The organism is Achromobacter insolitus (assembly GCF_002209555.1).
GTDB classification, from domain to species: domain Bacteria; phylum Pseudomonadota; class Gammaproteobacteria; order Burkholderiales; family Burkholderiaceae_B; genus Achromobacter; species Achromobacter insolitus.
Window position 1 is genome coordinate 966394 of the sequence record NZ_NJIF01000003.1, and the last position, 13530, is coordinate 979923.

The 13530-nt window shown below is 66.7% G+C and carries 12 protein-coding genes; 2 read left to right on the forward strand and 10 right to left on the reverse strand.

Going from position 1 to position 13530, the window contains the following annotated elements:
• Positions 1–39 precede the first annotated feature (39 nt).
• Genes lpdA through CEY08_RS14645 form a run of 4 tightly spaced genes read right to left on the reverse strand, consistent with a single transcriptional unit; the run spans position 40 to position 5053 of the window.
• On the reverse strand, positions 40–1443 hold the full coding sequence (gene lpdA / locus CEY08_RS14630) for a dihydrolipoyl dehydrogenase (protein ID WP_076812873.1): 1404 nt from the start codon (positions 1441–1443) through the stop codon (positions 40–42).
• A gap of 2 nt (positions 1444–1445) precedes the next feature.
• A complete protein-coding gene (locus tag CEY08_RS14635) occupies positions 1446–2771 on the reverse strand; it encodes a dihydrolipoamide acetyltransferase family protein (RefSeq protein WP_076812870.1) in 1326 nt (441 codons plus the stop codon).
• Positions 2772–2774: 3 nt separating this feature from the next.
• Positions 2775–3818 carry an alpha-ketoacid dehydrogenase subunit beta gene (locus CEY08_RS14640; RefSeq protein ID WP_042793191.1) on the reverse strand — a complete coding sequence of 348 codons (1044 nt, stop codon included), beginning with the start codon at positions 3816–3818 and terminating at the stop codon, positions 2775–2777.
• 2 nt (positions 3819–3820) lie between these two features.
• On the reverse strand, positions 3821–5053 hold the full coding sequence (locus CEY08_RS14645; protein WP_063642602.1) for a 3-methyl-2-oxobutanoate dehydrogenase (2-methylpropanoyl-transferring) subunit alpha: 1233 nt from the start codon (positions 5051–5053) through the stop codon (positions 3821–3823).
• Positions 5054–5232: 179 nt separating this feature from the next.
• Between CEY08_RS14645 and CEY08_RS14650 the strand changes: the two genes are divergently transcribed.
• Positions 5233–5559 carry a hypothetical protein gene (locus CEY08_RS14650; RefSeq protein ID WP_076812866.1) on the forward strand — a complete coding sequence of 109 codons (327 nt, stop codon included), beginning with the start codon at positions 5233–5235 and terminating at the stop codon, positions 5557–5559.
• Between the two features lie 62 nt (positions 5560–5621).
• On the opposite strand, the gene CEY08_RS14655 is transcribed toward CEY08_RS14650, so the two are convergent.
• The 6 genes from CEY08_RS14655 to cadR form a co-directional block, all read right to left on the reverse strand.
• Positions 5622–6227, reverse strand: coding sequence for a nitroreductase family protein (locus tag CEY08_RS14655; RefSeq protein WP_042793190.1), 606 nt, complete (start codon positions 6225–6227; stop codon positions 5622–5624).
• Between the two features lie 86 nt (positions 6228–6313).
• Positions 6314–7297 (reverse strand): Bug family tripartite tricarboxylate transporter substrate binding protein, encoded by a 984-nt coding sequence (locus CEY08_RS14660; RefSeq protein ID WP_063960367.1) that lies wholly within the window; start codon positions 7295–7297, stop codon positions 6314–6316.
• 176 nt (positions 7298–7473) lie between these two features.
• The gene (locus CEY08_RS14665) at positions 7474–8289 is read right to left on the reverse strand and encodes an enoyl-CoA hydratase (RefSeq protein WP_076812863.1); all 816 of its coding nucleotides are present in this window, start codon (positions 8287–8289) and stop codon (positions 7474–7476) included.
• Entirely contained in the window at positions 8286–9032 is a 747-nt protein-coding gene (locus tag CEY08_RS14670; RefSeq protein ID WP_076812860.1) for a FadR/GntR family transcriptional regulator, read from the reverse strand. The genes CEY08_RS14665 and CEY08_RS14670 overlap by 4 nt, the downstream gene beginning before the upstream one ends.
• Before the next feature lie 80 nt (positions 9033–9112).
• The gene (locus CEY08_RS14675; protein ID WP_063642606.1) at positions 9113–10294 is read right to left on the reverse strand and encodes a CaiB/BaiF CoA transferase family protein; all 1182 of its coding nucleotides are present in this window, start codon (positions 10292–10294) and stop codon (positions 9113–9115) included.
• 226 nt (positions 10295–10520) lie between these two features.
• Positions 10521–10955, reverse strand: coding sequence for a Cd(II)/Pb(II)-responsive transcriptional regulator (cadR, locus tag CEY08_RS14680; RefSeq protein WP_042793187.1), 435 nt, complete (start codon positions 10953–10955; stop codon positions 10521–10523).
• 100 nt (positions 10956–11055) lie between these two features.
• Here cadR and CEY08_RS14685 point away from each other — a divergent pair, with 100 nt between their 5' ends.
• Positions 11056–13524, forward strand: coding sequence for a heavy metal translocating P-type ATPase (locus CEY08_RS14685; protein ID WP_076812858.1), 2469 nt, complete (start codon positions 11056–11058; stop codon positions 13522–13524).
• Positions 13525–13530 lie beyond the last annotated feature (6 nt).

Consider the following 13530-nt stretch of genomic DNA (forward strand, 5'->3'; position numbering starts at 1 on the left):
CGCGCAAGCGCGGCGTCCCGTTGCGGCGTCCTGCCCTGCTCAGATATGCAGCGCGTGGCCCAGTGCTTTGAGCGCGGCTTCCTGCACCGCTTCGCCCAGGGTCGGATGCGCATGGATGGTGCCCGCCACGTCTTCCAGCGTAGCGCCCATTTCCAGCGACTGCCCGAAAGCCGCCGACAGTTCCGACACGCCACGCCCCACCGCCTGCCAGCCCACGATCAGGTGATTGTCGCGGCGCGCAACCACGCGCACGAAGCCATCGGTCGACTCCAGCGTCATCGACCGGCCGTTGGCGGCAAATGGGAAGGACGCCGTCAGGCAGTCCAGCCCCGCGCTTTCTGCCTCGGCCGGCGACAGACCCGCCACCACGACCTCAGGATCGGTGAAGCAGACCGCCGGGATCGCGGCGGGCTGGAAGTGGCGGCGTTTGCCCGCCACCAGCTCGGCCACCATTTCGCCCTGCGCCATGGCGCGATGCGCCAGCATCGGCTCACCCGCGATATCGCCGATGGCCCAGACGTCGCGCATGGAGGTACGGCACTGGTCATCGATGCGCAACGCGTTGCCCTTGCGGTCGAGCTGCAGGCTTTCGAGCCCCCACTCCTGCGTGCGCGGGCGCCGTCCCACCGCGATCAGCACGCGATCGGCAGGCAGCAAGGTCTCTGCGCCCGTGGCATCCTGCACCCGCACCGCGTTGCCGGCGCCATTCAGGCCCAGCACTTTACGGCCCAGGTGCAGCGCCACGCCCATTTTCGCCAAGGCAGCGGCCACGGGCTTGGTGAGTTCCGCGTCGTAGGTCGGCAGGATGCGATCCTGCGCCTCCACCACGGCGACTTCCGCGCCGAGCTTGCGATACACCGTGCCCAGCTCCAGGCCGATGTAGCCGCCGCCCACCACCACCAATTGCTTGGGAATGCTGGAGGGCGAGAGCGCCTCCGTGGATGACACCACCATGCCGCCAAACGGCATGGACGGCAGCGGCGTCGGCTCGGAGCCCGCCGCCAACAGCAGATGTTCGCATTGGATGCGTAGGGCGCCGGACTCACCCGCGTCCACTTCCACCGTCTTGCCATCCAGCAGCCGCGCCCACCCGCGCACCACTTCCACGCCATTCTTTTTCAGCAGGGCGGCCACGCCGCCGGTCAGCTTGCCGACGATGCCGTCTTTCCAGGCGACGGTCCGGGCCAGGTCGATGGCAGGCGCCGATACGGAAATGCCCAGGTCCGAATTGCCCGCGTAATGGCGCGCCTTGTCGAATTCCTCGGCCGCGTGGATCAGCGCCTTGGACGGTATGCAGCCGATATTCAGGCAGGTGCCGCCCAATTGCGCGCCTTCGACCAGGATGGTCGGCACGCCCAGTTGACCTGCGCGGATGGCGGCCACGTAGCCGCCGGGACCGCCACCGATCACCAGCAGGGTCGTAGTCTTTGTGATCTGGCTCATGCTCACTCCACGAAAAGCAGCGCGGGTTGTTCCAGCAGCGCGCGCACCGCCTGGATGAAGCGCGCCGCGTCCATGCCGTCCACCACGCGGTGGTCGAAGGACGACGACAGGTTCATCAGCTTGCGCGCGACCACGGCGCCATTGCGGATGGCGGGCCGCTCGACGATGCGGTTCACGCCCACGATGCCGACCTCGGGATGGTTGATGACCGGCGTGGTGACAATGCCGCCCAAGGGCCCCAGGCTGGTGATGGTGATGGTCGACCCCGACAGTTCGTCGCGGCTGGCCGCCCCCGTGCGCACCGCCTCGGCCAGCCGGACGATCTCGGCCGCCATGGACCAGAGATCCCGCGCTTCGGCATGGCGCATGACGGGCACCATCAGCCCGCCGTCGCTTTGCGTCGCAATGCCGATATGGACCGCGCCATAACGCGTGACTACGCCGGCCTCGTCGTCGTAACGCGCATTGATCTGCGGGAAATCGCGCAGCGCCACCACCATGGCGCGCGCAAGCAGCGGCAATAGCGTGAGCTTGCCGCGCGTGGCGCCCCACTTCTGGTTGAGGCTGGCGCGCAGGTCTTCCAGTTCGGTCACGTCGATTTCCTCGACGTAGCTGAAGTGCGGAATGCGGCGCTTGGACTCCGCCATCTTCTGCGCAATCTTGCGGCGCAGGCCGATGACCGGCACGTTTTCCTCGTCGTTGCGTTCGGCATAGGCTACGCCGCCCCGAGCCTGGCCGCCCGTGCCCTGGCCCTGCAGATAAGCGTCCAGGTCTTCGTGCACGATGCGGCCGGCCGGGCCGCTGCCGTGCACGTAGCGCAACTCGATGCCCAGGTCCCAGGCGCGCTTGCGCACGGCAGGAGAAGCCAGCGGCTTGTCGCCCGGTTGGCGCGCCACGGCTGCGGGCGCCTGGCGTGCTGGCTGTGCCCGCGCCGCGGGCGCGGGTTTTGCCGGCGCCACGGGCGCAGGCGCCTCGGCCTTCGCGGCCTGCGCGGCCTGCGCGGGCTCGGGCGCCGACGCAGCGGGCTGCGCCGCTGCGGCCGCCTTGGCTGGCGGCGAATCCCCGCCCGGCTTGAGATTGCCTTCGCCTTCCACTTCCAGGCGGATCAGCTCGCCGCCCACGGCCATGACCTGGCCTACTTCTCCGCCCAGCGCGACCACGCGGCCGACCACCGGCGCGGGAATCTCGACCGTGGCCTTGTCCGTCATGACGTCGGCCAGCGGCTGGTCCTCGGCCACCATGTCGCCGATCTTCACATGCCAGGCAACCAGTTCCACTTCCGCGATGCCTTCGCCGATGTCGGGCATCTTGATGACATGAATACCCATCTCTCAACCCTCCATCGCGCGCTTGAACGCTTCGCCGACCCGGCGCGGGCCGGGGAAGTACGCCCATTCCTGCGCGTGGGGATACGGCGTATCCCAGCCGGTCACGCGCTCCACGGGCGCCTCCAGATGATGGAAGCAGTGTTCCTGCACCAGCGAAATCAGCTCGGCGCCAAAGCCGCAGGTGCGCGTGGCCTCATGCACCACCACGCAGCGCCCGGTCTTTTTGACCGAATTGACGATGGCGTCCAGGTCCAACGGCCACAGGCTGCGCAGGTCGATGACTTCGGCGTCTATGCCGGTTTCTTCCGCGGCGGTCAGCGACACATGCACGGTAGTGCCGTAGGTCAGCACGGTGAGCGCATTGCCCGGCCGCACAATGGCGGCCGTGTCCAGCGGCACGGTGTAGTAGCCGGTGGGCACCACGCTGCCCGGCCGTCCGGTCCAGGGCGTGACGGGCCGGTCGTGATGGCCGTCGAACGGGCCGTTGTACAGCCGTTTGGGCTCCAGGAAAATCACGGGATCGTCGTTCTCGATGGCCGCGATCAGGAGACCCTTGGCGTCATAGGGATTGGACGGCATCACCGTGCGCAGCCCGCACACTTGCGTGAACATGGCTTCGGGACTCTGGCTGTGCGTCTGCCCGCCATAGATGCCGCCGCCACAAGGCATGCGGATGGTCATGGGAGCGACGAACTCGTTGACCGAGCGGTAGCGCAGGCGAGCGGCCTCGGACACGATCTGATCCGAGGCGGGATAGAAATAATCGGCGAACTGGATCTCGCAGACGGGACGCAAGCCGTAGGCGCCCATGCCCACCGCCACGCCGACGATGCCGCCTTCGGAGATGGGCGTGTCGAACACGCGCGAGCTGCCGTACTTGGCCTGCAGGCCCTCGGTGCAGCGGAACACGCCGCCGAAATAGCCGACGTCCTGCCCGAACACCACGACATTGTTGTCGCGCTCCAGCATGACATCCATGGCCGAGCGCAAAGCCTGGATCATGGTCATCGGCGCGGAGGCCGGACCAGCGTTGTTATCGATAGCCATGATCACACTCCGAGCTGCTGACGTTGCCGGCGCAGATGCTCCGGCATGTCCTTGTACACGTCATCAAAAATGCTGGCGGCGCTGGGGACATGGCCGTCCACCAGCGTGCCGTAGCTTTCCGCTTCCTTCTGGGCCGCCAGGATCTCGGCGTCGAGTTCGGCCTTGACGGCTTCGTGCTCTTCGTCGGACCAGATGCCCAGCAGGACCAGGTGTTTCTTGAAGCGCGCTATCGGGTCGCCCAGCGGGAAGTGGCTCCAGTCATCGCCGGGGCGGTACTTGGAAGGATCGTCGGACGTGGAGTGCGGGCCGGCGCGGTAGGTCACCCATTCGATCAGAGTCGGCCCCAGGTTGCGACGGGCGCGCTCGGCGGCCCATTGCGATGCGGAATAGACCGCCAGGAAATCGTTGCCGTCCACCCGTAGCGACGCGATGCCGCAGCCCACGCCGCGGCCCGCGAAGGTCGCGCCTTCGCCGCCGGCAATCGCCTGGAAGGTGGATATGGCCCACTGGTTGTTGACCACGTTCAGGATGACCGGCGCGCGGTAGACGTGCGCGAAGGTCAGCGCGGTATGGAAGTCGGCTTCGGCCGTGGCGCCATCGCCGATCCAGCCGGAAGCGATGCGCGTGTCGCCCTTGATGGCCGAGGCCATGCCCCAGCCCACCGCCTGGATGAACTGCGTGGCCAGGTTGCCGGAAATGCTGAAAAAGCCGCGTTCGCGGTCCGAATACATGACCGGCAGCTGACGGCCCTTGAGCGGATCGCGCTCGTTGGACATCAGCTGGCACATCATCGTGACCAGCGAGGCGTCGCGCGCCAGCAGGATGCTTTGCTGCCGGTAGGTCGGAAAGCACATATCCCCCTGCTCCAGCGCCATGGCGTGGGCCGACCCGATGGCCTCCTCGCCCAGGCTTTGCATGTAGAAGGAGATCTTCTTCTTGCGCTGGGCGGTCAACATGCGCGCATCGAAGAGGCGTGTCTTCAGCATGTTGCGCATGCCGGCGCGCAGTTGCTCATGGCTGAGTTCCGGCGCCCACGGTCCGACGGCGCTGCCGTCGTCCGCGATCACCCGGACCAGGCTGTAGGCCAGTCCGCCGGTATCGACCGCGGCAACATCAATGGGGGGTTTGGGCACATCGCCGGGCGGCGACAGGTGCAGGTAGGAAAAGTCGGTCTTGCAACCCGGGCGCCCTGTCGGCTCCGGGACGTGCAACTTCAACGGCCCATATTGGCTCATGTATTGTCTCCACGCTTGATCGTGTCATGCGCATTCTTCTTACCAAGACACTGCCCAAGGGGATGACCTCGGACATTGCCATCGTCGGCCGGGCAAAGGGATGAACATGCACGACCGGCAGCCAGAGTATCACAGGGGAACGCTCTATACTTCCTGTCCCTGATTCCCTGGAAACCGACGTGCCCGGATTGACCGCCTCGAAATGGTTCAGCTGGACCGGCATCGCGTTCGCGGCGCTGTATCTCGCCATCGTCATCCTCTGTGTCGCCGGCGCGCTGTCGGCCGACAGCGACGACAAGGGACGATTCGTGCTGCTGCAACTGCCCCTGGCGCTACAGCTCGCGCTGCTGCATGAACTGAACATGGACCACCTGCTGGGCGACCTGTCGTGGGTCGGGGGCTACCTGCTGATCGGACTGCCCACGCTAGCCCTCTTCTACTTCGCAGGCTGGTGCCTGGAACGGCTGCTGCGCTTGGCCTTCCGGCCGTTGCCGGGACGCCGCTAGGCGAAGTTCCATAAAAAAACCGGCCTATGGCCGGTTTTTTCACTTGGATTGCGATGTCCGCATCAGACCGGACCGGTCCATTCGGTGACGAACTCGCGGTAATCCGGGCGGTTGGCCGGCGGCACGGCGCAAGCCGGGGTGCCGATGGCCAGGAAACCCAGGAAGCGGTAATCCAGGGCATCCAGGCCCAACGCATTCTGCACATCTTCCACGTAGGTGCCGATGCCCGTGCTCCAGAACGCGCCATAACCCAGCATGTGCACGGCGTTCAGCAAATTCATGGTGGCCGCGCCGGTGGCGAGCAACTGCTCCTGCTCGGGGATCTTGGTGTTGTCGTGCGCGATCTTCTGCGCCACCGCGATGAACAGCGGCACGCCGGCCATCCATTCACGCACGGACTTTTCCTTTTCGGGCGTCATGCGCGGATCGCCGCTGCGCTTGACGGCGTCCAAGGCCAGATCGGCCAGCTTGCCGATGGCCTCGCCCTGGATCACGACGAAACGCCATGGACGCAGGGCGCCATGGTCGGGCGCCGACATGGCCGCCTGCAGGATCTGTTCGAGTTCCTCGGGCTTGGGCGCCGGGGCACGGAGAAACTTGAAGGAACGGCGCGTGTTCAGGGCGTGCAGCGGGGTGGCGGTCGGGCTGGCGTTCTGGGTGGTGGTCATCGGATCTGGCGTCAATGAGAAAGAAACACAATTCATATTACGCCACTCCGCCGACGCGGACCGTCATCCCCCCGAGCCGCCAGAGGTCATTCAATCTGGATGCCGACTTCCTTGATGACGCCCGCCCAGCGCGCAAGCTCCGCGTTGACGAACTGGCCCAGTTCGGCCGGGCTGCTGGCGCCGGGCGTCGCGCCCTCGCCCTTGAAGCGGGTCTGCAGTGCCGGCACGGCCAACGACCGCGCCACCGCCTTGTTCAGCACGTCCACCACTGCATCGGGCGTGCCCTTGGGCGCCATCAATGCATTCCAGGTGTTGATCTCGTAGCCCTTGAACATCGGGTCCTCGGCCACGGTGGGCACATCGGGCAGTTCCGCCGACCGGTCCCGCGTGGTGACGGCGAGCGCGCGCAGACTGCCCGCCCGCACCTGCGGCAAAGCCGCGGGCAAGGTGGCGAAGCTGAACTGCGTCTCGCCGCTCATGACGGACGAATTGGCCAGCGAGCCGCCCCGGTAAGGCACGTGCTGGATCTGCACCTTGGCCTCGGAGGCGAACATCGCCCCCGCGACATGTACGGGCGAGCCGTTGCCGCTGGAGGAATAGTTCAGATCGCCCGGCTTCTCGCGCGCAAGCTTCACCAGGTCCGCCACCGACGCCACGGGCAGCTTGGGATTGGCCACCAACACCAGGGGGATGGAAGCGATCATGCTGACCGGCGTGAAGCCGCCCACCGGGTCATAGCCCAGCGACTTCTTGTATACGACCGGATTGATGCCGTGGCTGGACACGGTGGCCATGAACAGGGTGTAGCCGTCTGGCGCGGCCTGCTGCACGGCGGCCGCGGCGATGTTGCCCGCGGCGCCGGCTTTGTTCTCGATGATGACAGGCTGCTTCAGCTCCTTGCTCAGCTGCTCGCCCAACGCCCGCGCCAGGATGTCCGTGGTGCCGCCGGCGGCATACCCCACCACGATGCGCACCGGCTGGCTGGGATACGCGCCCTGCGCGTGCAGCGGCCCCGCGCATATCCACACCGCCAGGCCCGCCAGGCCTGTCCTCAGATGAACCGCTTTCATGTCTGTCTCCTCGTCGCCACGCTTGCTGCGCGATCTATGGCCGGGCCGTCCGCGATGGGATCGGTGGCCGGGTTGATCCGGTCCGGACGCGGATTCAGGACGCAAGCCTCCCCCGGCCGCGCCGGCATCGGCGCGGACCTGCAAGCCGCGTAGGGAATCCGGCCCGCGGCCGGAGATCAGGTGCCGGTAAAGACCGGCGCTCTCTTTTCCGCGAACGCCTTGCGGCCTTCGCGGTAGTCATTGCTTTCGAAACACTGCAACACCAGGCGCCGCATGGCCTCCACGTCCACCTCCGGCCCCAGCTGTTGAAGCTGGCGGATCATCTTCTTGCCAGCCCGCAGCGTGAGCGGCGCGTTGGCCTGGATCTGGGACAGCATGGTTTCCAGCACCTGGGGCAGCTCGTCCGCCGGCGCCACGCGGCGGATCAGCCCCAGCTCCTTGGCCTGGTTCGCGTCGTAGCGCGCCGCCGTCAGGAAGATCTCCAGCGCATTGGCCGGGCCTACCGCGGTCACCAGGTTGCGGATCGCGGTCAGGCGGTAGCCCAGGCCCAGCTTGCCGGCGGGAATGGCGAACGTGCTGTTGTCGGACGCGATGCGGATGTCGCAGCACAGCGCGATGTTCAGCCCGCCGCCGATGCAATAGCCCTGAATGTACGCAATCGTGGGTTTGTCATAGTCATACAGCGCCAGCTGCGCCGTTTCCGCCACGCGCTCGTACTCCACGACGGCGTCTTCGCCGCTGCGCAGCGTGTCGAACTGCGAGATGTTCGCGCCGCTGACGAACGCCTTGCCGCCCGCGCCCTGCAGTACCACCGCCCGGATCTCGGGGTCCCGGCGAAAAGCTTCCAGCACGACCGGCACCGCTTCCCACATCGCGAAGGACACCGCGTTGTGGCGCTGCGGATCGTTGAATGTCAGCCAGCCGATCGCGCCGCGCTTTTCAGCCACGATGTTGTCGGTGATGTCGCCCTGCAGGATGCGTTGGATGGTCACGGTTGCTTTCCTTGTATGACTGTCTGGTGCCGTTGAATGCCATTGGTCAGGTGCACGCGCATGGCAAGGCGCGCGGCCTCGCTGTCGCCGGCGACGATGGCGTCGAAGATACGGTGGTGTTCACGCTCGATCTCAGGCACGCGCTCGGTGCCAGCGCTGGTGTAGCGCAGCGTGCGCACGGCGCCGCGAAATACGTGTCGCAGGTGCGCCAGCAGACGCACGAAATACGGGTTGTTGGTGGCCTCGCCCACGGCCATGTGGAAGTCCAGCGCATGGTCGGCGCCGGCCTGCCAGTCATTGCCCGCGGCATCGACCCGTTGCAGGGCCTGGCGCAGGGTTTCGATCTGTTCGGGCGTACGGTGCAGCGCCGCCTGCGCCGCCGCGCCGGACTCCAGTTCGACCCGCAGCTGGACTATGTGCGCCAACGGTTCGGGCTGGAGCAGATCCTCGGGCGCGATCTCGAAATTACGCGTGCCCACGTCCTGCGCCACAAAGGAACCGACGCCACGCCGCGTGTCGACATAACCGGACAGCTTCAACCGCGCGATCGCCTCGCGCACCACGTTGCGGCTGACGGCGAACATCTGCGCCAGCTCGAACTCCGTGGGCAGGCGCTGGCCGGGCTCGAATTCGCGCAGCACGATCTTCTGGCGGATCTGCGAAGCGATCTCGTCCGGCAGGTTATCGGGGCGTCCCAGGCTGGAAAAGACCTGGTCGGCAGCGGCGTTGGAAGGGGCGTTCATGTGGGGCTGTCTCCGTCTGGGCCGCTGGATACGCTGGCGGCCTTGGCGGCGATATTATCCTCGGTGCCTGGGCGTCGCCCTCAAATCACGCCTTCGCGCGCCAGTTGTTGCAGGTCGGCGGGCGCCAGGCCCAGCATGCCGCCGTACACGTCGCCATTGTGCTGGCCGCGCTCCGGCGCGGGGGCCATTTCCCCGGGCGCCGATCGGCTCAGGATCATGGGCTGCCCCACCACCGAAATCGGCCCCAGCGCAGGGTGCCGGATCTCGCGGCTGAGCTTCAGGTGACGCACCTGCGGATCCTCGAAGGTCTGGTCCATGCCCAGGATCGGGCCGCAAGGCACGCCCTCCTTATTCATCAATGCGATCCACTCGGCGGTGGGCCGGGTGGCGGTGCGCGCGCCGATCGCCGCGTTCAGCGCGGGACGGTTGCGCGCACGCAGCGGCACCGAAAGAAAACGCTCGTCCTCGATCAGTTCGGGCAGTTCCAGCACGCGGCACAGCCGCGCGTAGATGTCGTTGCCCATGGCCGCGATATTCATATAACCGTCGCGGGTGGGGAACACGCCGGTCGGGCTGCTGGTGGGATGGTCGTTGCCACTCTGGCCAGGCACCTCGCCATTCATGAGCCAGCGCATCGCCTGGAAATCCATCATCCAGACCTGCGATTGCAGCAGCGAGGTCTGCACCCACTGGCCCTGCCCCGACACCTCGCGTTCCAGCAGTGCGATGAAGATGCCTATGGCGCAAAACAGGCCCGAGGTCAGGTCCGCCACCGGAATTCCGGCCCGCATGGGTCCACGGCCGGGTTCGCCCGTGACCGACATCAGTCCGCCTATGCCCTGCGCGATCTGATCCAGCCCCGGCCGGCCGGCATAAGGGCCGTCCTGCCCGAAGCCGGAGACGCTGGCGTAGACGATGCGCGGATTGACCTCGCGCAGCGTCTCATAGTCGATGCCCAGCTTGAACTTGACGTTCGGCCGGTAGTTTTCAACCACCACGTCAGCCTGGCGCACCAGGTCCAGGAACAGCGCCCGCCCCTGCGGATGCTTGAGGTTCAGCGTGACGCTGCGCTTATTGCGATGCGTGTTCTGGTAGTCCGCGAACTGGGCGGAGCCGCCCGGCTTGTCGTCCTGCTCGTCGCCCGGCTCTTCTATCTTGATGACGGTGGCGCCCCAATCCGCGAACTGGCGCACGGCGGCGGGGCCGGAACGCACCCGCGTCAGGTCCAGAACGGTAAATCTGCCCAATGGCTTGGAATCCATGCTTGTCTGCCTCTCTGCCCGGCGCCCCATGGTGTGAACCCGGGATGCAAGTCATTATTTGTTGGATGTTGGACATCTTACATGCTGAGATCAGGCATAACAAGACACCGCCGCGCGTTTGGCGCGGCGGGTTTTCCCTAGGGCCTGCTCCAGGCCCTTCACCGTCAATAGGTCGTGCGGGGGCTCGGAAGCCGCCATTAAGGGGCTTTGCCCGGATCCGCCATGCTCAGCCGAGGTGCGTGTGCCGTTCCTGGCGCTCTTCCACCTGCATTTCGCTCAGGCCGTGCAGAATGCCGCAGTCTTCCGTGTCGGGCCGCGCCGACAGGCAACGCTGGCGCAGGTCGGTCAACTGCGTCTTGAGCTGGGTCAGTTCGGCGATGCGCTCGTCCACATGGGAGATGTGTTCGTCGAAAAGCTCATTGATAGGACCGCAACCGCTCTGGTGGTTATCCGCCAGCGACAAAATGGCCCGGATTTCGTCCTGCGTCATATCCAGCGCGCGGCAATTGCGGATCAGGCGCAGCCGCTCCAGATGGGCCTGTCCATAGCTGCGGTAGTTGTTCAGGCCCCGGTCCGGGGCCGGCAACAGCCCTTCTTTCTCGTAATACCTGACGGTTTCGACCGTGGTTCCGGCCGCTGTGGCCAATTCGCCGATACGCATCGCTGCCTCCCGGATCGCATCCGATTGATATAGGGGGTTGACCCTATAGTAACTCCAAGGTGTGGAATAGCGACATCAGCTTATTTCAAGGCAGAGGACGATGTCTTTACCTCCGGTCAAAAAACACGAACATATGCCCGACGGGCAAGACGGCGCCTGCTGCGCGCACGACACCTGCGGCGCGCCTGCCAAGAACGAACAGGTTCATGCCAGCCACGACCATGCCGCGCATGACAATGGCAGCCATCCCCATCACGACGCACACGCTCACGCCGGCCACGACCACTCCAGCCACGATCACGCCAGCCACGACCACACGGCCCACGGTCACGATCATCCCCACGCCCATGCCCACAGCCACGCCGCCGGGAGCTGCTGCGGCCACGGCGAAGGCGGCCAGCCCTTCAGCATTTCCGGCTCCGGCGCGGCCACGCTCACCGCCGGCCCCGGCCAAGCGCTGGCACGCCTGCGCATCGGCCAGATGGACTGCCCCACCGAGGAAACGCTGATCCGCAAAAAGCTGGACAACCTGGACGGCGTGCATGCGCTGGACTTCAACCTGATGCAGCGCGTCCTGACGGTGGTGCACGCCGAAGGTGCGCTGGACCGCATCATGGCCGCCATCAAGTCGCTGGACATGACGCCCGAGCCCCTGGCCGATAGTGCTCCCGGCACGCCCGCTCCCGCCGCGAAGCCCGTGAACTGGTGGCTCATCGGAGGCGCGGGCGTGCTGGCCGCGCTGTCGGAACTGTCCCACTTCGCGGGCTGGCCGCTAGGCGTCACCGCAGCCCTGGCGGTGGCCGCCATCCTGGCCTGCGGCGTCAGCACCTACCGCAAGGGCTGGATCGCCGTGCGCAACGGCAACCTCAACATCAATGCCCTGATGAGCATCGCCGTCACCGGCGCCGTGCTGATCGGACAATGGCCCGAAGCGGCCATGGTGATGTTCCTGTTCAACGTGGCCGAACTGATCGAAGCCCGTTCCCTCGACCGGGCACGCAATGCCGTGCGCGGACTGCTGGACCTGGCGCCGGAAACGGCCACCGTGCAGCAGGCAAATGGCCAATGGTTGGAAGTACCCGCCGCCAAACTGCAAGCGGGTGACATCGTCCGAGTGCGTCCGGGCGAGCGCATCGCCGCCGACGGCATCATCGTCAGCGGCAGCTCTGCCGTGGACCAGTCCCCCATCACGGGCGAAAGCCTGCCGGTGGAAAAAACGCAGGACGATCCGGTCTACGCGGCCACGGTGAACGCGGCAGGCTCCTTCGAGTACCGGGTCACCGCGGCGGCGGGAAACACCACGCTGGCGCGCATCATCCATGCCGTCGAACAGGCCCAAGGCGCCCGGGCGCCCACGCAGCGCTTCATCGACCGCTTTTCCCGCATCTATACGCCCGCCGTGGTGGGCATCGCGCTGCTGGTGGCGGTGCTGCCGCCCCTGCTGTGGGACCAGCCCTGGTTCGACGCCATCTACCGCGCCCTGGCGCTGCTGATCATCGCCTGCCCCTGCGCCCTGGTCATTTCCACGCCGGTCAGCATCGTCAGCGGACTGACCGGCGCGTCGCGCCGCGGCATCCTGGTCAAGGGCGGCGTGTACCTCGAAGAAGGCCGCAACCTGAAATGGCTGGCGCTGGACAAGACCGGCACGCTCACGCATGGCAAGCCGGTGCAGACCGACATCCAGGATTGGGACGTGTCCGACCAGACCCGCCATCCGGCCGCGCTGGTCGCGGCCAGCCTGGCGGCGCGTTCCGACCACCCCGTATCGCTGGCCGTGGCCAATGCCGCGCGCGACACCGGCGCGGCATTGCTGGACGTGCAGGAATTCACCGCCCTGCCCGGCCGCGGCGTCAGCGCGGCACTGGACGGCGTGACCTTCCAGCTGGGCAACCGCCGGCTGATGCGCGAGCTGGGCGTGTCCAGCCCCAAGCTGGAAGCGCGCCTGGACGAGCTGGAACGCCAGGGCAAGAGCGCCATCGCCTTGAGTGACGGCAGCCGCGTGCTGGCCGTGGCCGCCGTGGCCGACACCGTCAAGCCGACCAGCGCCACCGCCATCGCCGACCTGCATGCGCTGGGCGTGCGCACGCTGATGCTGACGGGCGACAACACGCCCACGGCGCAGGCCATTGCGCAACAAGTCGGCATCGACGAAGCGCGCGGCGATCAACTGCCCGAAGACAAGCTGGCCGCCATCGAAAGCAAGCTGGCGGCGGGCGGCCGCGTGGGCATGGTGGGCGACGGCATCAATGACGCGCCCGCCCTGGCCCGCGCCGACATCGGCTTCGCCATGGGCGCGGCGGGCACCGGCACTGCCATCGAAACGGCCGACGTGGCCCTGATGGACGACGACCTGCGCAAGATCGGCACCTTCCTGCGGCTGTCGCGCGCCACACACCGCGTGCTGGTACAGAACATTGTGTTGGCGCTGGGCATCAAGGCCGTGTTCCTGGCCCTGGCCATGACCGGCAACGCCACGCTGTGGATGGCCGTCTTCGCCGACGTAGGCGCAAGCCTGCTGGTGGTGGCCAACGGTCTGCGGTTGCTGCGGGCGGCGCCTGCCGCCCACTGACACCCG